At 70.5% G+C, this 23,261-nt stretch carries 24 protein-coding genes; 9 read left to right on the top strand and 15 right to left on the bottom strand.

Annotation, left to right across the window (positions count from 1 at the left end; genetic code table 11):
- Positions 1–11: 11 nt before the first annotated feature.
- A complete protein-coding gene (locus tag BMZ92_RS30195; RefSeq protein WP_091514495.1) occupies positions 12–776 on the top strand; it encodes an SDR family NAD(P)-dependent oxidoreductase in 765 nt (254 codons plus the stop codon).
- 4 nt (positions 777–780) lie between these two features.
- On the opposite strand, the gene BMZ92_RS30190 is transcribed toward BMZ92_RS30195, so the two are convergent.
- Positions 781–1,668, bottom strand: a complete 888-nt coding sequence (locus tag BMZ92_RS30190; RefSeq protein ID WP_245783339.1) for a LysR family transcriptional regulator — start codon at positions 1,666–1,668, stop codon at positions 781–783.
- A 138-nt stretch (positions 1,669–1,806) separates the two neighbouring features.
- On the opposite strand from BMZ92_RS30190, the gene BMZ92_RS30185 reads away from it, so the two are divergent.
- Positions 1,807–2,652, top strand: a complete 846-nt coding sequence (locus BMZ92_RS30185) for an SDR family NAD(P)-dependent oxidoreductase (RefSeq protein ID WP_091514493.1) — start codon at positions 1,807–1,809, stop codon at positions 2,650–2,652.
- Here BMZ92_RS30185 and BMZ92_RS30180 read toward each other — a convergent pair.
- From BMZ92_RS30180 to BMZ92_RS30170, 3 genes are all read right to left on the bottom strand, one after another.
- Positions 2,649–3,536, bottom strand: coding sequence for an HhH-GPD family protein (locus tag BMZ92_RS30180; protein ID WP_091514491.1), 888 nt, complete (start codon positions 3,534–3,536; stop codon positions 2,649–2,651). The two genes, BMZ92_RS30185 and BMZ92_RS30180, sit on opposite strands and share 4 nt — an antisense overlap.
- A gap of 10 nt (positions 3,537–3,546) precedes the next feature.
- Positions 3,547–4,041 carry a beta-class carbonic anhydrase gene (locus BMZ92_RS30175; protein WP_091514488.1) on the bottom strand — a complete coding sequence of 165 codons (495 nt, stop codon included), beginning with the start codon at positions 4,039–4,041 and terminating at the stop codon, positions 3,547–3,549.
- Between the two features lie 79 nt (positions 4,042–4,120).
- Complete coding sequence (locus BMZ92_RS30170) at positions 4,121–5,221, bottom strand: LacI family DNA-binding transcriptional regulator (protein ID WP_091514486.1); 1,101 nt, start codon at positions 5,219–5,221, stop codon at positions 4,121–4,123.
- Between the two features lie 198 nt (positions 5,222–5,419).
- Between BMZ92_RS30170 and BMZ92_RS30165 the strand changes: the two genes are divergently transcribed.
- From BMZ92_RS30165 to BMZ92_RS30155, 3 genes are read left to right on the top strand one after another with little or no spacing between them, the layout of a single operon-like run.
- On the top strand, positions 5,420–6,322 hold the full coding sequence (locus BMZ92_RS30165; RefSeq protein ID WP_091514484.1) for a metal ABC transporter solute-binding protein, Zn/Mn family: 903 nt from the start codon (positions 5,420–5,422) through the stop codon (positions 6,320–6,322).
- The gene (locus BMZ92_RS30160) at positions 6,319–7,119 is read left to right on the top strand and encodes a metal ABC transporter ATP-binding protein (protein WP_091514481.1); all 801 of its coding nucleotides are present in this window, start codon (positions 6,319–6,321) and stop codon (positions 7,117–7,119) included. The genes BMZ92_RS30165 and BMZ92_RS30160 overlap by 4 nt, the downstream gene beginning before the upstream one ends.
- 9 nt (positions 7,120–7,128) lie before the next feature.
- Entirely contained in the window at positions 7,129–7,995 is an 867-nt protein-coding gene (locus tag BMZ92_RS30155; RefSeq protein WP_245783342.1) for a metal ABC transporter permease, read from the top strand.
- A gap of 6 nt (positions 7,996–8,001) precedes the next feature.
- Here the strand turns inward: BMZ92_RS30155 and BMZ92_RS30150 are convergent, their stop codons facing one another.
- Positions 8,002–9,207: a DUF445 domain-containing protein gene (locus BMZ92_RS30150; RefSeq protein ID WP_091514475.1), complete on the bottom strand. Its 1,206-nt coding sequence runs from the start codon at positions 9,205–9,207 to the stop codon at positions 8,002–8,004.
- Between the two features lie 30 nt (positions 9,208–9,237).
- Positions 9,238–10,413: a DUF445 domain-containing protein gene (locus BMZ92_RS30145; RefSeq protein ID WP_425425877.1), complete on the bottom strand. Its 1,176-nt coding sequence runs from the start codon at positions 10,411–10,413 to the stop codon at positions 9,238–9,240.
- A gap of 211 nt (positions 10,414–10,624) precedes the next feature.
- On the opposite strand from BMZ92_RS30145, the gene BMZ92_RS30140 reads away from it, so the two are divergent.
- From BMZ92_RS30140 to BMZ92_RS30130, 3 genes are all read left to right on the top strand, one after another.
- Positions 10,625–11,665: a coiled-coil domain-containing protein gene (locus BMZ92_RS30140; RefSeq protein ID WP_245783338.1), complete on the top strand. Its 1,041-nt coding sequence runs from the start codon at positions 10,625–10,627 to the stop codon at positions 11,663–11,665.
- Positions 11,666–11,872: 207 nt separating this feature from the next.
- Complete coding sequence (locus BMZ92_RS30135) at positions 11,873–13,513, top strand: APC family permease (RefSeq protein ID WP_091514469.1); 1,641 nt, start codon at positions 11,873–11,875, stop codon at positions 13,511–13,513.
- 10 nt (positions 13,514–13,523) lie between these two features.
- On the top strand, positions 13,524–13,907 hold the full coding sequence (locus BMZ92_RS30130) for a VOC family protein (RefSeq protein WP_091514467.1): 384 nt from the start codon (positions 13,524–13,526) through the stop codon (positions 13,905–13,907).
- Here BMZ92_RS30130 and BMZ92_RS30125 read toward each other — a convergent pair.
- The 9 genes from BMZ92_RS30125 to BMZ92_RS30085 form a co-directional block, all read right to left on the bottom strand.
- Entirely contained in the window at positions 13,882–14,430 is a 549-nt protein-coding gene (locus tag BMZ92_RS30125) for a hypothetical protein (protein ID WP_091514464.1), read from the bottom strand. The two genes, BMZ92_RS30130 and BMZ92_RS30125, sit on opposite strands and share 26 nt — an antisense overlap.
- 263 nt (positions 14,431–14,693) lie before the next feature.
- Positions 14,694–14,861: a YegP family protein gene (locus tag BMZ92_RS37620; RefSeq protein WP_177228935.1), complete on the bottom strand. Its 168-nt coding sequence runs from the start codon at positions 14,859–14,861 to the stop codon at positions 14,694–14,696.
- Positions 14,862–15,460: 599 nt separating this feature from the next.
- Positions 15,461–16,894 (bottom strand): MBOAT family O-acyltransferase, encoded by a 1,434-nt coding sequence (locus BMZ92_RS30115; RefSeq protein ID WP_091514460.1) that lies wholly within the window; start codon positions 16,892–16,894, stop codon positions 15,461–15,463.
- Positions 16,895–17,525: 631 nt separating this feature from the next.
- A complete protein-coding gene (gene rlmB / locus BMZ92_RS30110; protein ID WP_091514457.1) occupies positions 17,526–18,485 on the bottom strand; it encodes a 23S rRNA (guanosine(2251)-2'-O)-methyltransferase RlmB in 960 nt (319 codons plus the stop codon).
- A 5-nt stretch (positions 18,486–18,490) separates the two neighbouring features.
- Entirely contained in the window at positions 18,491–19,882 is a 1,392-nt protein-coding gene (cysS, locus tag BMZ92_RS30105; RefSeq protein ID WP_091514455.1) for a cysteine--tRNA ligase, read from the bottom strand.
- A gap of 34 nt (positions 19,883–19,916) precedes the next feature.
- Positions 19,917–20,585 carry an HAD family hydrolase gene (locus BMZ92_RS30100; RefSeq protein ID WP_091514549.1) on the bottom strand — a complete coding sequence of 223 codons (669 nt, stop codon included), beginning with the start codon at positions 20,583–20,585 and terminating at the stop codon, positions 19,917–19,919.
- 61 nt (positions 20,586–20,646) lie between these two features.
- The gene (gene ispF / locus BMZ92_RS30095) at positions 20,647–21,114 is read right to left on the bottom strand and encodes a 2-C-methyl-D-erythritol 2,4-cyclodiphosphate synthase (RefSeq protein ID WP_091514452.1); all 468 of its coding nucleotides are present in this window, start codon (positions 21,112–21,114) and stop codon (positions 20,647–20,649) included.
- Entirely contained in the window at positions 21,111–21,752 is a 642-nt protein-coding gene (locus tag BMZ92_RS30090) for an IspD/TarI family cytidylyltransferase (RefSeq protein WP_091514451.1), read from the bottom strand. Before BMZ92_RS30090 ends, ispF begins: the two co-directional genes overlap by 4 nt.
- 37 nt (positions 21,753–21,789) lie before the next feature.
- Positions 21,790–22,281, bottom strand: a complete 492-nt coding sequence (locus tag BMZ92_RS30085) for a CarD family transcriptional regulator (protein WP_017985377.1) — start codon at positions 22,279–22,281, stop codon at positions 21,790–21,792.
- A 277-nt stretch (positions 22,282–22,558) separates the two neighbouring features.
- Here BMZ92_RS30085 and BMZ92_RS30080 point away from each other — a divergent pair, with 277 nt between their 5' ends.
- Positions 22,559–23,248, top strand: coding sequence for a hypothetical protein (locus BMZ92_RS30080; protein ID WP_091514448.1), 690 nt, complete (start codon positions 22,559–22,561; stop codon positions 23,246–23,248).
- Positions 23,249–23,261: the final 13 nt, after the last annotated feature.

Here is a 23,261-nt window from a genome sequence, read left to right as displayed (position 1 = left end):
ATTCTTTCCACATGAACGACGCTGAGTCACGCGGTGAGTGGGCCCTGGTCACGGGTTCGACGAGCGGGGTCGGGCGCGAGACCGCCCTGCGGCTGGCGGAGGACGGCTACTCGATCGTGGTGTGCGGCCGCGACCGCGACCGGGCCGCCGAGACCCGGAAGGCGGTCGAATCGGCCGGCGGGCGGGCCGTCGACCTGGTCGCCGACTTCACGGACCCCGCCTCCGTACGCGGTTTCATCGCCGAGATGAAGGAGGCCGTCGGCGACGGCACCGTGGAGGTGCTGATCAACAATGCCGGAGGAGGCATGTTCTCCCCGACCGAGGACACGACGGAGGAGATGTTCGACGCGGCGTTCAACCTCAACGTGAAGGCGCCTTACCTCCTCACCGCGGCGTTCGCACCCGCCATGGCACAGCGCGGCCGCGGCGCGATCGTCAACGTCGGGAGCCTCGGCACGACCGCGGCGACCGCGGGCACGAGTGCCTTCCAGGCGGCGAAGGGCGCGCTGATGATGCTGACGAAGTCGTGGGCCGCGGAGTACGGACCACGTGGCGTGCGGGTCAACGCGGTCGAGCCCGGTTACGTCCTGACCCCGCTCAACGAGCACGTGCGCCACATGTACGGCGGGTACCTCGCCGGTGTGCCCGCGGGCCGGGGTGCCGAGCCCGGGGAGGTGGCGGAGGTGATCCGGTTCCTCGTCTCGCCGAAGGCGTCCTACGTCCAGGGTGTGACGTTGCCCGTGGACGGCGGAAAGAACGCCGTCGTCCCGTTGTGAGCCGCTAGTCCGTGGTGGCGAGGGCCTGCGCCACCGCGTGCCGGACGAACCGGGCCACGTCGGGGGAGGTGGCGGTCGCGAGCCACGCGACGTGGACCTCGCTCGGCGGCGCCCCGGTGAGGGGTAGCGCTTTGATGCCGTCCAAGGGGATCCCGGACAGCATCGGGACCGGCAGGCCGCCGATCGCCTGACCCAGTCTGACCGCGCCGACGTACTGGGCGGTGTCGTGCACCACCGGCCCCGGCCTCAGGCCGTACTGCTCGAACACGGGCGCGAGCCTGCCTGCCGCCGCCTCCTCGGCCCAGACCGGGAAGGCCTCGCCGGCGAGATCCGCACTGTGGACCGAGGTACCGTCGGCGAACCGGTGCCCTTCGTGGACCAGCACGACGTGCTCGTCTGTCCACAGTAGATCGCTGTCGACGCCTCGGCTGTCGAACGGGGTGCGCAACAGTGCGACGTCGGCCGTGCCGTCGCGCAGCTCGTCCTCCTGCAGCCCCCGGTTGGCGAAGACCGCTCGCGCCGGCACCTCCTCCGGGTAGCGCTCGTTGTAGGACCGCACCAGGAGCTCCAGCCAGCCGATCTCGCAGCCCAGTGCGGCGATCCGGAGGTGGGGTGAGTCGCCGCCGAGGCGGGTGACGCGGGCGAGGGCGGCTTTCGTGAACGAGTCGATGTCCCCGGCCTCCGCGGCCAGTGCCCGCCCGGCCGCGGTGAGCTCGGCGCCGCGGTGCTCGCGGAGGAACAACGTTGCGTCCACGGACTTTTCGAGAGCGCGGATGGCCCGGGACAGCGCCGGCTGCGTCATGCCCAGCCGCGCGGCGGCGCGGGTGAAGTTCCGCTCGTCGGCGACAGCGAGGAAGTACCGCAGCTGCCTGAGTTCCACCTCGTCCCGCACCTGCCCAGCCTGTCACGACCTGCACCCATGCCGCACCGGCATCGCACCATGTCACCCGGGACTTGGCCCGACCGTCCCCCGCGTTGCTGAGCTGGCCCCGAGGGGCAGATCAGCCGCCCCGCGGACGGAAGGGCGCACATGGCGGAGAAGGCGGTCGTCACGGGGGGCACCGGCGGCATCGGGCTGGAGGTCGCGCGGGAGCTCGCACGGCGGGGGTACGCGGTGACCGTGGTGGGGCGCGACGAGTGGCGCGGCAAGCGGGTGGCCGACAGCCTCGGCCGGGATGCCCGGTTCCTGCGAGCCGACCTGTCGTCGCTCGCGGAGGTCCGTGTGCTCGGCGCCCGGCTCGCGGCGGAGGGACCGTTGCGGCTGCTGATCAACAACGTGGGCGGCATGTGGGTGCGGCGCTGGGAAACGGTGGACGGGATCGAGGCGGCCTTCGCGCTCAACCACCTTTCGCCGCTCGTGCTGACCGAGGCCCTGCTGGACGCGTTGCAGGCAGGCGCGCCGAGCCGGATCGTGGACGTCACGTCGTCCTCCATCACCGCCGCGATGACGCTCGGCGTGCCGGAGTACGACGAGGTGGACGTGCCGGGCGAGTACTACGGGATGGCCGTTTCGGGCCGGGCCAAGCTCGCGCACCTGGCCGCGGTGCTCGAACTGGCCGAGCGCCTGCGGGGCACCGGCGTCTCGGTGTTCGCCGCGGATCCCGGCGCCGCCGCGACACCCAACGCCGCGGAGATGGAGCCCGAGATCCTGCCCCCGCCGCTGCGTCCGCTCTGGGACACCGTGTGGCAGGGGGTGCAGCGGCCGGCGGCCGAGGTGATCGCCCCGATCATCCACGCCGCGACCGCCCCGGGCTTGGAAACCGGCACCGTCTTCGATGCCGATCTCGCGCCTGCCAACGCGCTGACCGCCCCGCTCACGCCCGAGCTGGTCGCAGCGGCCCGGGGGCTCACCGAACGCGTGCTCCGGGCGGGTTAGTTCGCCGCGTGTTCGCCGGGCAGGGCGAAACGGCCGTCGGGGATCTGCTCCACCAGGCCGTCCGTCAGCAACGACGCCAGGCACCGGTCGCGGCGGCCGGCGTCCTGCGGCCACACCACGTCCAGCTTCTCCTTCCACACCGGCTCCGGCGTACCGCGCAGCACGTCCAGCAACCGGCCGCGGATCTGGCGGTCCGTGCCCGCGAACTTCTGCACGGGTTTCGCCGGGCCCGCGTACGCCGGCCGCCCCGCCCGCTGCCACGAGCACGTGTCGTAGATCGGGCAGTCCGCGCACTTCGGTGAGCGGGCCGTGCACACCAGCGCCCCGAGTTCCATCAGCGCGGCGGAAAACCGCGCCGCACGGGCCTCCTCGACGGGCAGCAACGCCTCGACGTCCGCCATGTCGCGGGTGGTCGACGGCGGCCCGGCGTCCCCGGCACCGTGCACGGCCCGCGCCACCACGCGCCGCACGTTGGTGTCGACCACGGGCGCCCGCTTGCCGTAGGCGAACGTCGCTACGGCCCGCGCGGTGTACGCGCCGATGCCGGGCAACGCGAGCAGAGTGTCCACATCGGACGGTACGACGTCGCCGTGCTCGGCCGCGATCACCGACGCGGCCGCGTGCAGCCGCAGCGCCCGGCGCGGGTAGCCGAGCTTGCCCCACGCCCGCAGCACCTCGCCCTGGCTCTCGGCGGCCAGCGCGGACGGCACCGGCCACCGCGCGAGCCACTCCTCCCAGATCGGCTGCACGCGTGCGACGGGCGTCTGCTGCAGCATGATCTCGCTGACCAGCACACCCCAGCCGGTGCACTCGGGCCGCCGCCACGGCAGGTCGCGCGCGGTGCGGTCGAACCAGTCGATCAGGGTTTCGGCGTCGATCGGCACGGCGCCCAGGTTAGCCGTCGACCTCGGTCAGGTCGCCGGTGTGCACGTCGTAGACGAAACCACGCACGTTGTCGGTGTGCGGGAGGTACGCGCTGCGCTTGACCCGCCGCATCGAGGTGCGCACGCTGTCGGCGACGTCGCGGAACGCCTCCACCGTCCACGTCGGCCGCAGCCCGGTGTCCTGCTCCAGCTCGTCCTTGAAGTCGTCCTCGGTCACCATCGACAGGCCGCACGTGGTGTGCTGGACGATGATCACCTCGGTGGTGCCGAGCTTGCGCTGGGACAGGGCGAGCGAGCGGATCACGTCGTCGGTCACGACGCCGCCCGCGTTGCGCAGGATGTGCGCCTCGCCCTGGATGAGGCCGAACAGCTCGAACACCCGGATGCGGGCGTCCATGCACGTCAGGATCGCCACGTGCAGCGAGGGCTGCGGCGAGGAACGGTCACCCCGCAACCTGTCCTCGAGCTCCTGGTGGCGCTTGAGCAGCTCCTCGATCGCGGTCATCCGTCTCCTCCCGGCATCGGTGTCGGCCTGCTCCATTTGACCTGGCCGGCGGGCACGGGGCAATCGGGACCGACGAACATCACGGTCCGAACCAGTGCTCCTCCATCGTGCGCGGCGGCGCGGAGGTCGTGCCGATGCGCAGCTCGGTCTCGAGCGTGATCACCTTCGGGTTGACGTGCTCACCCGCGGCGAGCAGCAGCTTGCCCGCGGCCCGGCCCTTCTCCAGCACCGGCTGGTGCACGGTGGTGAGCCCGAGCCGCTCGGCCTCGGCGATGCCGTCGAACCCGGTCACGGTCAGGTCGGCGGGCACGCGCAGGCCGCGGCGCTCCGCCTCGGCGAGCGCGCCGAGCGCGAGGATGTCCGAGGTGCAGATCAGGGCCGTGACCTGCGGGTACGCGCCGAGCAGCTGCCGGGCCGCCGAGGCGCCCTCGTCCACCGTGTGCTCGAAGCGCTCGACGACCGGCACGGTCGCCCAGTCCACCCCGGCCTTGCCGAACGCGGTCGCGAGCGCCTCCAGCCGGGTGCGCTGCACGTGGAAGTGCGCGGTGCGCTGGCGTTCCAGCGACACGAAGTCGTCGTTGCGGTCCCGGCCCAGCCGCATGCACAGCACGCCGACCTGCCGGTGGCCGAGCCCGACGAGGTGCTCGGCGAGCTTCGTGATCGCCGCCGCGTCGTCGGGACCCACGCGGTCGAGCCCGTCGACCTGCGGCTGGTCGATGATCACGGTGGGCACCGGGCGGGCCAGCACGGCGGCCAGGTGGGGGTCGTCGTCCGGCACCGAGTAGACGACGAACCCGTCGACGCCCGCGCGGTGCACGGCGGCGACGTCGTCGCGGCCGGGGCTGGCGGGCACCAGGTGCAGACCGACGCCGGCGTCCTCGCACGCGAGCGCGAGCCCTTCGAGCACGCCGATGGCGGCGGGGTCGCGGAAGGCGTACGACAGGTTCTCGGTGAGCAGCAGCCCGACCGCGCCGGCCTTGCGCGTGCGCAGCGAGCGGGCCACCGGGTCGGGGCCCGGGTAACCGAGGCGGCGGGCGGTCTCCAGCACGCGGCGGCGCAGTTCGGGGGAGAGCTGGTCGGGCCGGTTGTAGGCGTTGGACACCGTGGTCCTGGACACGCCGAGTTCCGCGGCGAGCGACGCCAACGTCGCCTGTCGCCTCATGCGCATAGGACGCCCCATGAGGGAACCGTAACGGTTCAGAACGGATTCCTGAAGTCGGCGCGGAGCACGTGGGGGAAGTGCTGCCCGCAACGCGGCGTTCAGACAGCCGTAACCCGGCTTGCCAAGATCGTCACCCGGTAGCGTAAGGTGAACTCGAAAACCGTTTCCAATAACTACTGACGGTGCCGCTACCTGCCACTTTCGGGAGAAGTCGTGATGCGTTCCAGTCGTTTGCCGCGCCTGATCGGCCTGGCCTCCGCCGCCACCGCACTGGTGCTGGCGCTCGCCGCGTGTGGTGGTGGTAACACCGCGGGCGACAGCGGCGGGAAGGTCGAGGCCGTCGCGTCCACCGACGTCTGGGGCAGCGTGGTGTCGGCCGTCGGGGGCGACCAGGTGCAGGTCACGTCGATCATCCACGACCCGGCCGCCGACCCGCACTCGTACGAGACCACCCCGCAGGACGCGCTCGCCGCGCAGCGGGCGCAGCTGACGCTCGCCAACGGCGGCGGCTACGACGACTTCTTCACCAAGCTGGCCGACCAGGCGACGAACGCCAAGAAGCTGGTCGCGTACGACATCGCCGCGACGGGCGATGAGAACGAGCACGTCTGGTACAGCTTCGCCTCCGTCCAGAAGGTCGCCGACCAGGTCGCCGCCGAGCTGGGGCAGTTGCGCCCCTCGGCGGCCCAGACCTTCACCGCCAACGCGAACGCGTTCAAGACCAAGGTGGCCGAGCTGCAGGCGAAGACCGAGCAGGCCGGCGCCGCACACCCGGACAGCAAGGTCATCGCCACCGAACCGGTCGCGCACTACCTGCTGGAGACCGCGAAGGTCACCGACGCCACGCCGCACGAGTTCTCCGAGGCCGTCGAGGAGGAGAGCGACGTCCCGGCCGCCGCGCTGGCCGAGGTCAACGCCCTGATCTCGGGCAAGCAGGTCAAGGCCGTCGTCAACAACGCGCAGACGGTCACGCCGGTGACGCAGCAGGTGGTGAACAACGCGAAGCAGGCCGGACTGCCCGTGGTGGACGTGACCGAGACGCTGCCCGCCGGTGCCACGGACTACATTTCCTGGATGACCAGCGAAGTCGACGCACTGGCAGGAGCACTGAACTCTTGAGTCCCGCAGCCGAGATCTCCGGCGCGAGCCTGGCCTTCGGCGGGCGCACGCTGTGGTCCGGGCTGGACCTGAGCGTCCAGCCCGGCGAGTTCGTCGCGATCCTCGGGCCGAACGGGTCCGGCAAGACGAGCCTGCTGAAGGTGCTGCTGGGGCTGCAGCCGCTGTCCGCCGGTTCCTGGCGGATCGCGAGCGACCACCCGGTCGGGTACGTGCCGCAGCAGCGGGCGATGCAGGAGGCGCTCACCCTGCGTGGCGTCGACCTCGTCGGGCTGGGGCTCGACGGGCACCGCTGGGGTCTCGGCCTGCGTGGGCTGCGGGAGCGGCGGCGCCGTGTCGCGGCCGCGATCGACTCCGTCGGCGCGTCGGCGTACGCGAAGTCGCCCGTCGGCCGGCTTTCCGGTGGCGAGCAGCAGCGGCTGCGTGTCGCGCAGGCCCTGATCGGCGACCCGGACGTGCTGCTGTGCGACGAGCCGTTGCTGTCGCTGGACCTCGGGCACCAGCGCGCGGTGAGCGCGCTGATCGACCGGCGGCGGCGCGAGGCCGGGACGGCGGTGCTGTTCGTGACCCACGAGCTGAACCCCGTTCTGTCCTATGTGGACAGAGTGCTGTACCTCGTGGACGGCCGGTTCCGGATCGGCACGCCCGAAGAGGTGATGAACTCGAAGACGTTGTCGGAGCTGTACCGGACGAAGATCGAGGTGCTGCGGGTGGGCGGCCAGATCCACATCGCCGGTGCGCAGAGCGCGCTGTGCGAGGACGAGGCGCACCACCTCGAACCGGAAGAGCGGGTGTCCTGAGTGGACCGGATGTTCGACTTCGGGCTGACCGGGCAGCTGCTGGCCCAGCCGTTCGTGCAGACGGCGCTGCTGGCGGCGGCGGTGCTCGGGCTCGTCGCGGGTGTGCTGGGGCCGCTGATCGTGACGCGGCGGATGTCGTTCGCCGTGCACGGGACGGCCGAGCTGGCGTTCACCGGCGCGGCCGGCGCGCTGCTGCTGGGCATCGGCGTGGAGTACGGCGCGCTCGCCGGGTCCGTGCTGGCGGCGCTGCTGCTGGGCCTGCTCGGCGGCCGGGAGTCCGATCGCGACTCGGTGATCGGCGTGATCCTGTCGTTCGGGCTGGGGCTCGGGGTGCTGCTGCTGACGTTCTACCCGGGGCGCACGTCGAACAAGTTCGGCATCCTGGTGGGCCAGATCGTCTCGATCGACACGACGAACATCGTGGTGCTGGTCGCCGCGGCGGTGGTCGTGCTGCTCGTGCTCGCGGGGATCTACCGGCCGCTGCTGTTCGCGAGCGTGGACCCGCACGTCGCGGCCGCGCGTGGTGTGCCGGGCCGGGTGCTGTCGGTGGTGTTCGCGGTGCTGGTGGGCATCGCGACGGCGCTCGGCGTGCAGATCGTCGGCTCGCTGCTGGTGGTGGCGCTGATGGTGACCCCGGCCGCGGCCGCGATGCGCGTGACGGCGAGCCCCTGGCGCGCGACGGTGCTGGCCGTGGTGTTCGCGGAGGCCGCCGCACTGGGCGGGATCGTGCTGTCGCTGGCGCCCGGGGTCCCGGTGAGCGCCTTCGTCACGGCGATCTCGTTCCTGATCTACCTGGTGTGCCGGGTGATCGCGTACCGCCGCGGCCGCGCGGGCAAGGTCGCCGCACCGGAGCTCGCGCCGGCACCGGCAGGCTGACGCCGCTCAGTGCAGCATCAGCAGGACCTGCAGCTCCCCGACGAGGAAACCGATCACCCCGCCCACCGCGATCAGCTTCCACTCCTCCTGCCGGAACGCCGGACGCAGCAGGTTCTCGTACTGGCGGGGGCTGAGCGCGAGCATCCGCCGCTCCACGACGTGCGCGACGTCCATGGCCCCGGTCAGGTAGCCCTCGGCGTGCCGCACGGTGTCCGGCAGCAGCGCCACCGCCCGGTCGGCCGCCGCGGTCTTCAGCTCCCGCAGCCGTGGCGCGCCGACCGTCAGCGACACCAGTCGCCCGGCCTGCTCGTCGACGGCCTTGGACACGACCCGCCGCACCATCGCGACCATCTGGTCGGCGCGCGGACCGCGCAGGATCGCGTCGAGCAGGTTCCGCGTCGTGAGCACCTCGCGCGCGATCACCTCGCCGTACTCGCGCGCGACCTCGCGGCGGCGCCGCTGGAACTTGCCCTGCAGGGTCAGCCCCAGCACCCGCACCGGCTCCCGCGGCAGGAAGATCAGTTTGATCGCGAGCCAGTCGGTGAACAGCCCGATGCAGCCGCCGAACACCGGCAGCACCCACGGGTTCTTCGTCAGCGCCCACACGACGGCCTGCACGAGCCCGAGCCCGAAACCGAAGTAGCTGCCGCAGCGCGCGATGAACGCCATCTCGGGCCGCGTGGTCTCGCGGATCAGCCGGACGAGCAGCGCCTTGTCGCGGGTGAGCCGCTGGACGGCCATGTGCTTGACGTCGAGCACCTCGTCCAGGTTCTCCCGCAGGTCCGTCACCAGGTCCTGGACGAACCGCGGCGCCGCCGCCTGCACCTGCTTGACGACCAGCTCCTGCGCCATCGCCGGCAGTGCTTCCCACAACCTCGGCTGGTACTCGGCGAGCACGTCGCGGGTGATGTCGTCGATCGCGCGCAGGAGCGGCTGCTCGATCTCCGCGGTCAGCCGGGCGGGCTCGATGCGGGCGAAGATCTCCTTGAGGTCGAGCAGGTTCGACGTGAGCAGTTCGGTGGCGATCGCCGCCATCCGCCCGCCGTGCTTGGGCACCACGCCCTGCCAGCCCAGCCACGGCGGGATGCCGACGAACTCCAGCGGGCGGAACATCATCTCGATCGCGACGCGCTTGGTGAGGTAACCGATGAGCGCGGCGACGAACGGGATCAGGAGGTACACCGGCCAGTGCGCGGCGAGGTCCTGCGCCACCTCCTGACCTCCCTCCCTTTCTCCGGGAGACTAGTGCAGCAGGAGCAGTACCTGCAGTTCGCCCACGAGACCGCCGATGACGGCACCCACCGCGATCAACTTCCACTCGTCCTGCCGGAACGCCGGGCGCAGCAGCCCCTCGAACTCCACAGGGGACAGTCGCCGCATCCGCTCGACGATCGTGTTCCGCACGTCCAGCGCGTTGACCGCGTACTCCTCGGCGTAGCGGATGGTGTCCGGCACTCGCTCGGCCGCCTTGATCGCGGCGGCCTGCTTCATCTCCTGGTACCGCCGGCTGCCCACCGCCGCGACCACCAGCGGCTTGACCAGCCCCGCCTGCGTGTCGATCGTGCGCTGCACCTCACGCGTGATCATCTGGAACAGCCGGTCGGACCGCGGGCCGCGCAGCACCTCCTCCAGCAGGTTCGGGATCGTGATGATCTCCCGCGCGATCATGTCGCCGTAGTCGGCCGCGACCTGGTCCCGCCGCTTCTGGAACACGCCCTGCCAGGTGTAGAGGCCGAAGAACTCCCGCGGCTCGCGCGGCAGGAAGATCATCTTCAGCGCGAGCCAGTCGGTGAACCAGCCGATGCCGAGCCCGAACAACGGCAGCACGATCGGGGACTTCGTCGCCGCCCACACGACCAGCTGCACGATGCCCAGCGCGAACCCGAACACCAGCCCGGAGCGCGCGATGAACCGCATCTCCGGCCGCGAGATGTTCCGGATCAGGCGGTTGAGCAGCGCCTTGTCGCGCACGAGGTTCTTCACGACCATGTGCTCCAGGTCCAGCACCTCGTCGACGTCGTGCGAGATCTCGCGCATGATCTTGGCGATCACCTTCGGCGACTCCGCCCGCACGCGGTTGAGCAGCAGCTGCCTGGCGCCCTCGGGCAGCGCCTCCCACAGCCGCGCCTGGTACTGCTCCATCACCTCGCGCGTGACGTCCTCGACGACCTCCAGCAGCGGGCCCTCGATCTGCTTCGCGAGCTCGTCCGGGTCGAGCCGGGAGAAGACCTCCTTCGGGTCGACGAGGTTGCGGGTGAGGGTCTGGGTCGCGGTCGTGGCCATGCGCTCGGCGTTGGCGGGCAGCACGCCCTGCCAGCCGAGGAACGGGGGGATCCCGACGAACTCGATGGGCCGGAACATCATCTCGATCGCGACCCGCTTGGTGACGTACCCGATCAGCGCCGCGACGAACGGCATCGTGACGTAGACCGGCCAGTGCGCGCCCAGGTCCGCGACGATCCGCTGCAGTTCCACCCGCTCCCCCTCCCGGCTCCCGCGGCAACCGTAACCGGCGGTCCGGGCCCGGCGTACTGGGCGGCTCGGCCGCACGTGCATGGTCCATCCACCGTGAGTGAAGCGTTCGAATGGCGGTATGGAATCCGGCGAGCGGACCCACTAAGGTCGCCGCATGCCCCCTGCCCAGTCCCCCATCCAGTCGACGGAACCGTCCGTCGGTAACCCCCACTTCCCGCTCGTCTTCCGCGGCTACGACCGGGTACCGGTCGACGAGCGCCTCAACCAGCTCGCCGCCGAGATGAAGGAGCTCGCCCAGGCCCGCGACGACGCGGTGTCCTCGGTGTCCGAGCTGACGAAGGCCCTCAGCTACGCGCAGCAGGAGCTGGCCGAGACCAAGGCCGCCCTGTCGCGCATGGCCAGCGACCCCAACAGCGCCGCCACCATGACCGAGCGCGTCCGGTCCATGATGCAGCTGGCCGAGGAGGAGATCGCCGAGCTGCGCCAGCAGGCGGAGAACCAGGCCGAGCAGATCCGCGCCGAGGCCGACAAGTACGACCACGACACCCGCAAGGCGACCGACAAGTGGGTCTCCGAGCGCGAGGCCGAGATCGCGGAGCGGCGCAACGAGCTGGAAGCCGAGTACCAGGCGCTCACCGCGAAGCTCAAGGCCGAGCACGAAGACCTGATGGCGAACGCGCGGGCCGAGATCGAGCGGCTCAACAGCGAGGCCGAGGCCGAGCGCGCCCGCCTCGACGCCGAGGCCGACCAGCGCCGCGCCGCCGCCGAGCAGAAGGCGGAGGAGGAGCTCTCCCTCAAGATCGCCGAGGCCGAGGAGCAGCTCGCGACCAAGGTCTCGACCACCGAGGAAGCGCTGAGCAAGAAGGTCCGCGAGACCGAGGAGTCGCTGGCCACGAAGGTCCGCGACACCGAGGAATCGCTGTCCACCAAGGTCCGCGAGACCGAGGAGGCGCTCGCCGCGAAGGTGTCCGCCACCGAGGAGCGCCTGTCCACGCAGACCCGCGAGGCGGAGGAGCGCGCCGCGGTGCTCGTCGCCGACGCCGAGCAGCAGCTGGCCGAGGCCGAGCACAACCGCACGCAGGCCGCGGAATTCAAGCGCGAGGTCACCGAACGGCTCACCGCGACGCATTCCGCGCTGCAGGAGGCGCTCAAGGAACTCGTGCCGGCGGAGGAATCGCCGAAGGTGCCCGCCTGACGTCCCATTTCCCGTTCGCAGCCGCCTTTTCGCTCACGCGGAAAGGCGGCTTTTTCGTTCCCGGATGGGCCCCGACCTGCGGTTTGTCCGCTATTAACGAGAAGTCCGAATTCCTCGGCCAAAACCCACCTGCGGGGGAAACACCATTCCGCCGTCCCGTAGAGTTCGCCATCATCGCCGGTGGTGAATTCGGGAGCGAGGCTTTCCATGGTCAAACCCGTCCAGTCCACGAAAGCAGGTACTCCGCACCTGCGCAGGTCGGTCGGCTTCTACGGCCTGATGTTCGTGTCGCTCGGTTCGATCATCGGATCCGGCTGGCTGCTCGGCGCGCTGAAAGCCGCGAAGGTGGCCGGCCCCGCGTCGTTGCTGTCGTGGGTCCTGACCGCGGTCATCATGGCGACCCTCGCGCTGGTGCACGCCGAGCTGGGCGCCGCGTACCCGATGGCGGGTGGCACGGCGCGGTTCCCCGCGCTGGCCTACGGCGTGCTCGGTGGGTTCGCCGGCGGCTGGGTCGCGTGGCTGCAGGCGGTCGCGCTGGCGCCGGTGGAGGTCGAGGCGAGCCTGCAGTACCTGGACAACATCACCTGGGTCAAACAGCACCTGAACCTGCTGCACACCGGTGGGGAAACGCTGACGGCGAGCGGGTTCGCCTGGGCTTCCCTGCTGATGCTGGTCTTCACGGTGATCAACCTGGTCGGCGTGAAGCTGTTGTCGGAGAGCAACTCGGCGACGGTGATCTGGAAGGTCGCGGTCCCGGTGCTGACCGTGGTCGTGTTGCTGTCGCTGCGGTTCCACCCCGGCAACTTCACGGCGGGCGGAGGGTTCGCGCCGTCCGGTGCGCACGGGGTGTTCGCGGCGCTGCCGGTCGGTGTCGTGTTCGCGCTGCAGGGTTTCGAGCAGGCGGTGCAGCTGGGTGGCGAGTCCCGTAACCCGCAGAAGGACATCTCGCGCGCGATCATCACGGCGATGGTGATCGGCACGATCGTCTACCTGCTGCTGGAGATCGCGTTCATCGGTTCGCTCGACCCAGCGTCCATCGCGAAGAACTGGGACAACCCGATCACGCAGGGCTCGTTCGGTCCATACGCGACACTCGCGACGCTCGCCGGCGCGGGCTGGCTGGCGTACATCCTGTACGCGGACGCGTTCGTCTCCCCGGCGGGCACCGGTCTGCTCTACCTCGGCACGTCGTCGCGGTTGTCGTACGCGATGGGCAAGGAGCGGGTGCTGCCGAAGCAGCTGGGCAAGCTGAGCGTGCGCGGGGTGCCGGTGTGGGCGATCCTGCTGTCGTTCGTGGTCGGCGAGATCATGTTCCTGCCGTTCCCCAGCTGGCAGGACCTGGTCGAGGTGATCACGTCGGCGACGGCGCTGATGTACGCGTTCGCGCCGGTGTCGATGATCGCGCTGCGCAAGCGGGACCCGGAGCGCACGCGGCCGTACCGCGCGCCGGCGGGCCACGTGCTCGCGCCCGCCGGGTTCGTGGCGGCGAACCTGATCATCTACTGGACCGGGTTCGAGATCACGTGGAAGATCATGATCGCGATCGTGGTGGGCTTCGTGTTGTTCCTCATCGCCCGCGCCACGACGAAGCCCGCCGACCGCCTGCCGGTGGACTGGAAGGCCGTGACGTGGGTGCCGGTCTGGCTGGGCGGGATGGTGCTGATCGCGTGGCTCGGCCGGTACGGCGACGGCGGCGAGCTCAAGGCGCTGCCGGAGTGGTGGGACCTGGTCGTGGTGATCGTGTTCAGCCTGGTGGTCTTCTACTGGGCGGTGGCGCTGGCCGTGTCCACGGACAAGGTGCGTGCGGCGATCGAGCGGGAGACCGAGGAACTCGTCGCGCACGGGTAGGTTGTCCCGCATGGCCTGCCGGATCAGCGAACTCGTACTGGACGTCCGTGATCCCGAGCGCCTGGCGGCGTTCTGGTGCGCGGTGCTGGGCTACGTGGAGGTCGGCAGGGAGGACGACGGGAGCATCGAAATCGGCCCGCCGGGCGTCGGGTTCGGCGGGCCGCAGCCGACGCTGGTGCTCAGCCCTTCGGCGGCTCCCAAGCGTGGCAAGCTCCCGCTGCACCTGGACGTGAACCCGACGGACCGTGAGCAGGACGCGGAACTGGAGCGGCTGCTCGCGCTGGGCGCGGTGCGCGCCGACGTGGGCCAGACGGGCACCGAGGAGTGGCACGTGCTCGCCGATCCGGAGGGGAACGAGTTCTGCCTGCTCAAGCGGCGGTTGCCGGCGGTGTGAGGCGCAGCGACACCGCGACGGTCGCGAACAGCGCGGCGCCGGACAGCACCCCGGACACGAGCGCGATGGTCGCCGCGGAGGCGCCTGCCGCGCCGAGCGCGAACCCCGCGAGGCCGAGCACGGTCAGCACCGCGCCGAGCGCGTGGAACCGGCGGAGCCGGAACACGACGGCGAGCCCGAAGAAGTGCACCCCGACGACGAACGCGATCCACGCGACGGCGAGTTCGCTGTGCCGCCACACGCCGTTGATGAGCGCGAGCCCGCCGAACAAGGCGACGGCCTCCGCGAGGACGACGAGCCAGTAACGGCGGTCGGTGAAGCCCTTTCCCTCGTCCGGCCGGGCCGTGACCCCGCGCAGCCCGACGAGCAACCCGACGGCGACGACCGCGGCCGCGATCCGCAACACGAGCGGCCACGGCGAGGGCAGCCCACCACTGTTGACCACGACGAACACCACGCCGAACACGATGGCGACCAACGACCCGACGACTTGGCCGGGCATCCTCCGGCGGGTGACGTGCATGGGGTCCATCTTTGCCCACAGGGGCAGGAGCGCGGGGCGTTTTGGATCAAGAAGCCGGGAGTGGCCCGTAGCGGTGGGCGCGGACCAGGTGCGAACGCAGTCACGGAAGCGTTGGCAGGACTGACGGCCGTGACTCGATGGACTCGATGATCCACAACTTCGTCAGTATGGCAATATCACGCTGTCCGTTTTACGGTCACAAGAGAACCCCTGTGGTCCGAGGTGGTGGTAACACTTCGGACCACAGGGGTTCTTTCTGCTTGCTACTCCTCGATGTAGCCGCTGCCGGCGTTGTCAATGATCAACTGTGCGGCGTGCCGCGCGTCTGCCTTGTTGTGGTACAGCTCGCTCGTCGCCAGAACATGACTGTTGCCGGTGACGAAGATGCGGAAGTACCACTGCGCCCCGCTGGGGCTGATCTTGAACTTCATTGTGGAAGTACCTCTCAGTCGATTTACTGTCGCGCCAAGCGGAACACTGGTCGAACTTCGACCTTCGTCCGCGCCTGACTTGCACCAGTTTGGTCCGAACAGCAGTTCGAGGCAAGTGAGCCAACCGCAACATGTTGGAGCTTCGGGTGTAGTTGCACACAACATGTAGCCGTTATCCACAACTTATCCACAAGTTATCCACAGCTCGGAATCTGCTCCCGAGCAGGGCGAGTTACATGAATGTGCTTCACAACCATCAAATAACAATCTCCGAGTTATCCACAGGTATCACTGAGGAAATATACCCATGTGGGGGATGTGTAAGAGGTGGTGTGACTGGCCGTCACACCACCAGGAATGCCTCAGGGAGGGCGCGTGGGGCGAGGCGTGCGTCCGAACTCGTCTTGGGGGATCACGAGGGGCGACGCCCGTGGTTCAGCGCTGCGACCGACGTCCTGCCGTTGCTGAGAGGAAGGGCAAGGGCCTGAGACGGCGCTGCGGACTGCACAGGCACGTCAGAGAATCTGTGCGAATCGCCGAACAGCAGTTCAGCGGCTATTCCATCTGCGACTGAGAAGTCGTGACGCGTAGCCCCACCGTCAGAACTGGTAGTACAGGAAAGGGCTGAACGTGCCGTTCGCGACCAGGATCGTCGCGTAGGCGAGGCCCGCCGTCATGACCCCGATCCGCAGCGTCGTCGCCGGGCGGGTGCGCGACGACTCCAGCAGCGGGCCCGTCACGGGGTGCGCGGGCAGGGCGAACACCAGCAGCGCGAGCAGGAGGATCACCAGGCGCTGGTTCGTCAGCGCCGCCGACACGACGTCCGTCAGGCCCGCGAAGTCCGGCAGGAACATGTGGCCGATCATCGTCAGCGCCTGCTGCAGGTCCGGCGCCTTGAAGAACACCCACCCGAACACCACGAGCACCAGCGTCAGCAACCGCCGTCCGAGGCGGGGCCAGCGCGCGGCCGGGGTGGTGTCCCAGCCGAACGCGCGCTCGATGATCAGCAGCGCGCCGTGGTAGCACCCCCACACCAGGAACGTCCAGTTCGCGCCGTGCCAGAAACCGGTCAGCACGAACACGATGCACAGGTTCCGGTAGGTCCGCGCCGCGCCCTTCCGGTTGCCGCCGAGCGAGATGTACACGTAGTCCCGGAACCACCGCGACAGCGACATGTGCCACCGCCGCCAGAACTCCGTCACCGTCACCGACGAGTACGGCCGCGCGAAGTTCTCCGGCAGCCGGAACCCGAGCATCCGCCCGAGCCCGATCGCCATGTCCGAGTAACCGGAGAAGTCGAAGAACAACTGCAGCGTGTACCCGACCGCGCCCAGCCACGCGACCCCGAACGTCATCTTGTCCGGCGGCGTCGAGAAGCACGCTTCGACCATCGGGTTCAGCGAGTCGGCGATGATCGTCTTCTTGCACAGGCCCAGCGCGAACCGCGGGAAGCCGGCCGCGATGTCGTCGAGCCGGTGGGACCGCTGCTGGGGGAGCTGGTCCGCGATCTCCCGGTAGCGCACGATCGGCCCGGCCACGAGCTGCGGGAACATCGCGATGTACGTCACGAACGACACCGGGTTCCGCAACGCCCGCCGCTCACCGCGGTAGATGTCGACGACGTACGAGATGTGGTGGAACGTGAAGAACGAGATGCCGATCGGCAGCGCGAGGTGCACGATCGGGAAGTCGCCGCCCAGCAGCCGCGCCAGGAACGCGAACTGCTGCGTCGCGAACCCGGCGTACTTCCAGATCACCAGCATGCCGACGTCGAAGCAGATCACGCCGATCAGCAACCGCTTCCGCCGGGCGGCGCGGACGTCCCACTCGTTCGGTTCGAGCGCGGTGCCCGCGAAGAAGTTGACCACCATGCACGCCAGCAGCAGCAGTGTGAACGCGCCCGCGCCGCTCGCGTAGAAGACGAGGCTCGCGACCGCGACGATGCCGTTGCGCCAGCTCCGCGGCAGCACCAGCACGGCGAGCAGCAACGCCGGCATGAAGTACCACAGGAACAGTGGCGAGACGAACGACATCGGTGCGGAGGCCCCCCATCAGGATCAGCCCGAGAACCTTAACCGACGCACGCCGCGCGCCGGGGTAAAAGGCCTGGACCTCACAGGGATCGGGGGCATCGGCGGGAGGTGGGTGGCTGTGGCTCGGGTGGCCGGGTGTCGGCGGGAGGTGGGGTTGGTGACGGGGGTGCCGGGTTGGCGACGGGAGGCGCGTTTGTTCGCCGGGGGCCGGGCGCGGACGGGAGACGGGGTTAGTGGCTGCGGTGGCCGGGCGTCGGCGGGAGGCGGGGTTTGTTCGCAGGGGCGGAGGGCCGCCCCGGGAGTGACGGGGCGGGAGCCTCGCCCGGGTGGCATTGCCGCGAGCGGAAATCCTGCCTGGGAACGGTGGCGCCCGCCACGAGCGGGAGCACCTGCCGCAGGCGGCGGCGCTGTTGAGGAAACGGCCGGGAGCAAGTGCCTGCCGCCGGGGGGCGGGATTCCCCGCCCGGGATGGCCGCATTTGCTGGAGCGGAAGACCGTCGCCCGGGGCAGCGACCGGCCGCCCTGCCCTCAAGCGTGCGAGCAGGGCGAGGGGCGCCAAGCGCGCGATCCGCCCGAAGCGCGGACCTCGTCACCCGCCGCGAGCCACCGAGCCCCGCCCGGAGCGAAAGCCCTAGATCCGGCCCGCGATCCGCCGCCTGCGGGCGACTTCCGCCAGGAGCACGGCCGCCGCCACCGAGGCGTTCAGCGACTCCACCCCGGCGGCCATCGGGATCGACACCGTCACGTCGCACGTCTCGCGCACCAGCCGGGACAGGCCGCGGCCCTCCGAGCCCAGCACGATGACCAGCGGGTCCGTCGCCAGGTCCATCGAGTCGATGTCCACCGAACCGTCCGCGTCGAGGCCCGCGACCATCAGCCCTTCGCCCGCCCACGCCTTCAGCTGGCGCGTCAGGTTCGTCGCCACCGCGATCGGCATCCGCGCGGCCGTACCGGCGCTCGTGCGCCACGCGACCGCCGTCATCCCGGCGCTGCGCCGCCCCGGCAACAACACGCCGTGCGCCCCGAACGCCGCCGCCGAACGCACCACCGCGCCCAGGTTCCGCGGATCCGTCACGCCGTCGAGCGCGACCAGCAGCGGCGGCTCACCGGAATCGCGGGCGATGGCGAGCAGGTCGTCCGGGTGGGTGTACTCGAACGGCGGAACCTGCAGGCCCAGCCCCTGGTGCACCGCCCGGTTCGTCTTGCGGTCCAGCTCCTCGCGCGGGATCTCCAGTACCGAGATGCCCTTGTCGGCCGCCATCCGCACGGCCTCGTTCACGCGGTCGTCGGCGTCGATGTTCAGCGCCACGTACAGCGTCGTACCCGGTACGCCCGCCCGCAGCGCCTCCACGACGGGGTTGCGCCCGGCGATGATCTCCGGCCCCTCGGCCTTCTTGTCCCGAGCCCGCTCGGCCGCCTTCGCCGCGGCGGCCGCCCGGCGCTGCGCCGGGTGCCCCGGCCGGTTCTCGGCGCGCGGCGTCGGGCCCTTGCCCTCCAGCCCCTTGCGACGCTGCCCGCCGGACCCCTTGACGGCGCCCTTCTTCGTCCCCGGATTGCGGATCGCACCCCGGCGCTTCGAGTTCCCTGCCATAGTTCCTACGCGTCCCTCACAGTCCACATAGGACCATCTGGTGTGTCTTCGACTGAAATCCCGGCCTTGAGCAACCGGTCCCGCACCGCGTCCGCACGCGCGAAGTCACGCGCCGCACGGGCTTCCTGGCGTTCGGCGAGCATGCCGTCCACGAGGTCGGCCAGCGCGTCCCGCGCCGGGCTCTCCGTGCTCGTGCTCTCCGCCCACTCCGGCGCCAGCGGGTCGAGCCCGAGCACGCCCATCATCGCCCGCACCGAACCGGCCGCTTCCCGCGCCGCTTCGTCGTTCCCGCCGTCGAGTGCGGCGTTGCCCTCGCGGACCGCGTTGTGCACCACCGCGACCGCGGCCGGGGTGGACAGGTCGTCGTCCATCGCCGCGGTGAACTCCGGCGCCAGCGCGCCCGGCTCGACCGCGCCCAGCCTGCTCACGGCCCGGCGGAGGAACTGCTCGATCCGCCGGTAGCCCTGCGCCGCCTCGGACAGCGCACCGTCCGAGTACTCGATCGTGGACCGGTAGTGCGGCTGCACGAGGTAGTACCGCAGCTCCACCGGTCGGTAGTTCCGCAGCATCGCCTCGATGGACACGGTGTTGCCCAGCGACTTCGACATCTTCTCGCCCGACAGCGTCACCCAGGCGTTGTGCAGCCAGTACCGCGCGAACGGGTCGCCCGCCGCGTTCGACTGGGCCCGCTCGTTCTCGTGGTGCGGGAACACCAGGTCGACGCCGCCGCCGTGGATGTCGAACTCCGCGCCGAGGTACGTCGTCGCCATCGCCGAGCACTCCAGGTGCCAGCCCGGACGGCCGGGGCCCCAGGGCGTCGGCCACGACGGCTCGCCCGGCTTCGCGCTCTTCCACAGCGTGAAGTCCCGCGGGTCCCGCTTGCCCTCGCCGAGCGACTCGCCCTGCTGCACCTCGTCGAGCTTCTGCCGCGACAGCTCGCCGTACCCCGGGAACGTGCTGACGGCGAAGTACACGTCACCGCCCGCCGCGTACGCGTGCCCGCTGTCGATGAGGCGCTGCATCAGCTCGACCATCTGCGTGATGTGCCCGGTCGCGCGGGGCGCGATCGAGGGCGGCAGGCAGCCGAGCGTGGTGTACGCGTCCTCGAAAGCACGCTCGTGGGTGAACGCCCACTCCCACCACGGGCGGTCCGCGTCGGCGGCCTTGGTGAGGATCTTGTCGTCGATGTCGGTGACGTTGCGCACGAACAGCACGTCCAGTCCACTGTGGACGAGCCAGCGGCGCAGCACGTCGTAGTTCAGCGCACCCCGCACGTGCCCGATGTGCGGAACGCCCTGCACGGTGGCCCCACAGACGTAGACGGACGCCGTCCCACTACGGGCGGGGTGGAACTCCCGCACGCTCCTGGTCGCGGTGTCGAAGAGGTGTAAGGCCACCCCGAAATGGTACGGGCCCCGCCGGGGCGGTGTGCTAGAGCACCCCGTGCGCCCGCAGCGCGGTGACCAGGCCGTCCGTGCGCTCGCTGGTGGGCAGGGGGTCGACCAGCGCGAACGCGCACCCCAGCGCGCGGGCCCCGCCGTCGGCCTCCTCGCTGTCGCCGACCATCAGCGCCTCCTCCGGCGCGACGCCGAGCCGGCCGAGCAGGATCCGGAAGATCTCCGGGTCCGGCTTGATGACGCCCTCCTCGAACGACAGCACGAACTGGTCGACGTACTGGTCGAGGCCGCGCGCGGTGAACGCGGGCCGGATGTCGAAGGCGATGTTGCTGAGCACCCCGACCTTCAGCCCCTTCGCCGCGGTGTCCTTGAGAGCCGTCTCGGTGTCGGGGTACGGCGTCCACTCGTCGGGGTCGATCAGGCGGCTGTACAGCGCCTTGGCCTGCTCGACGCGCGGAACGCCGGACTTGCGCAGCACCTCGAGGTAGATCTTCTCGTGCAGCGCCGGGTCGAGGTCGCGGTTCTCCCAGGCGTGCTGGTACTCCTCCGACAGCTGCACGACCTGCCCGGTGGGAGCGGTCATCCGCCGCATCAGCTCGGCCTGCGCCTCGATGTCGAGCGGGTCGCCGTCGGTGTCGGTGAGGTGGACCAGCCAGCTCTCGTTCTGCTCGAGCCGGAAGAGGGTGCCGGAAAAGTCGAACATCACCGCACGGATCACGCCTCCACCGTAACGGGGCGCCAGCCGCACCGGCAGGAGTTGTGAGCTACTCGGCCGGCAGCAGCAGCGCGCTCGCGACCGCCGCGATCCCCTCGCCGCGGCCGGTCAGGCCGAGCCCGTCGGTGGTGGTGCCGCTGACGCTCACGGGGCCGCCCGCGGCCTTCCCGAGCACGTCCTGCGCCTCCTCGCGGCGCTTGCCGATGCGCGGCGCGTTGCCGATGACCTGCACGGAGGCGTTGCCGAGCCGCCATCCGGCCGCCTCGATCCGCCGCCGCACCTCGGCGACGAACTCCGGCCCGTGCACCCCGGCCCAGCGCGGGTCGCCGGTGCCGAACACCGCGCCGAGGTCGCCCAGGCCCGCGGCGGACAGCATCGCGTCACACAGCGCGTGCGCGGCCACGTCCCCGTCGGAGTGCCCGGCGCACCCGTCCACGCCCTCCCAGAACAGCCCCGCGATCCAGCACTCACGTCCCCGCTCGACCGGGTGCACGTCGACGCCGGTACCGATCCTCACGCCTGCTCCTCGCTCAGCAGTGCCTCCGCGACGGCCACGTCGAACGGCGTCGCGAGCCGGAGCGCGTTCTGGTGCCCGGCGATCGTCCGCACCGTACCGGGGGGTTCGCTGACCGGGTCCACACCCCGTTCACACGCCTCACGCAGCACTTCGGGCGTGCAGCCGAGCGGCCCCTGTACGGTGCGCAGGCGGGCGCGGTCCTCGGTGGCGATGATCACGTCTCGGGAGTCCACGAGCTTGACGGTGTCCGTGACGGGGAGCACCGGAACCGCGGCGGGCGCCCCCGCGAAAACGGTTTCCGCGACCGCACGGATGACCGGGGGCGGCACGAACGCGCGCGCCGCCTCACACAGCAGGACGACGTCGGGGGCCGGGCCGGTCAGGCTGTCGAGCGCCGAGCGGATCGACTCGGCGCGGTGGGGCGAACACGGCAGTACCCGGCACCGTTGCCCGGTACCGGGTACTGCCTGCAGGATTTTTTCGAATGTGACGACTCGCCGCTCGGGGGCGAGGACGACCAGTTGCCCGGCGCAGCCCGCCTCGGCCACGCCACGCACGCAGTGGGCCAGCAACGGCTCACCACGGACGCTGGTGTCCAGCCCCTCGGTGTCGGCGAGAACGAGCGCAGCCGTGATCATCAGCGGATTGTGCCCGACCCCGTGCCGCGCCGTCCGGCTAGACCGTCGCGGTTTCCAGCACCTCGTCGAGGAGGGTCTCCGCCTTGCCCTCGTCGGTGCCCTCCGCCAGGGCGAGTTCACTCACCAGGATCTGCCGAGCCTTGGCCAGCATCCGCTTCTCGCCAGCGGAAAGGCCCCGGTCCTTCTCACGCCGCCAGAGGTCGCGCACCACTTCGGCCACCTTGTTCACGTCGCCCGAGGCGAGCTTCTCGAGGTTGGCCTTGTACCGACGAGACCAGTTGGTGGGCTCTTCGGTGTGGGGAGCACGCAGCACGTCGAAGACGCGGTTCAGACCATCCTGCCCGACGACATCCCGCACGCCGACGATCTCGGCGTTGTCGGCGGGAACGCGAACCGTGAGATCACCCTGGGCGACCTTGAGCACGAGGTACTGCTTCTCCTCGCCCTTGATCACCCGGGTCTCGATGGCTTCGATGAGTGCGGCACCGTGGTGCGGGTAGACGACGGTCTCTCCGACCTTGAAAACCATGTGTCCTCTGCCCCTTTCGCTGACTCCATACTAGCACGCGGCGAGGGGGCCCACCTAGCGGGCCGAGATCGTCCTCGCAGGTCAGGGGCCTGAAGGGGGTTCGGCGGGGGGTTGACAAATCTCCTTTCGGCGTGCTCATGCAGGTGGTCCACCGGTTGATCACGAATCCACTGTGGACGGTTCGCGGCGGCCAGTGGCCACCGGGTTCTGCCGGGTGGAACGGCCCCGGCTAGGCTCCGCATTGGTAACGCGCGGGCTCTAGGAGGGACTGAAGACCGTGAGGCTGCAGAAACGTCGTGTGCTCACCTCGGGCGTACTGGGCCTCGGCGCCGCATTGGCGCTGGCCGGGTGTGGTGCCGGGCAGATCACCCAGACCGACACCATGCTGCCCGCGGTCAACGGTGCGCTCGCCCAGGTCGGCCACATTTCGCTGCGCAACGCGGCCATCGCGAACAGCGACGAGTGCGAGCAGGCGTACGCGCCGGGCTCCACCGCCCCGCTCGTGCTGACGATCGCCAACGACAGCGGCCAGGACGACGAGCTCGTCTCGGTCTCGTCCGCGAACGCGGCCGGCGCGACCATCGACGGCCAGCGGGCGATCGTCGGCGGCAGCACGCTCGTCATCGGCAGGCAGGACGCCGCCGAGGCCGGTGCCGCCTCGCAGGGCTCCACGCCGACCTCCTCGACCTCGCCTTCGTCGTCCCGGCCGGCTTCGTCCTCGGCTTCGGCGTCCTCGTCGGCGTCGGCCCCGACCAGCTCGACCCCGGTGGGCAACGAGGGTGCCGGTATCGGCCGCGCCGTCGTGGAGCTGCAGGGCATCAAGACCGTCGTGTGGCCGGGGCAGACCATGCCGGTCACGTTCGTCTTCCGCAACGCCGGGCCGGTCACCGTCCAGCTGCCCGTCGCGGCGCCGACGAAGACCCTCACCTGCGAGCCGCAGCCGGCGAAGGCCGGCGAGGGTCACTGAGATTGTCGGTACC

Origin of the sequence: Amycolatopsis sacchari (assembly GCF_900114035.1) — a bacterium.
Taxonomy (GTDB): Bacteria; Actinomycetota; Actinomycetes; order Mycobacteriales; family Pseudonocardiaceae; genus Amycolatopsis_E; species Amycolatopsis_E sacchari.
The sequence above is the reverse complement of the archived record's forward strand: the minus strand, read 5'-3'. Positions and strand labels throughout refer to the sequence as shown.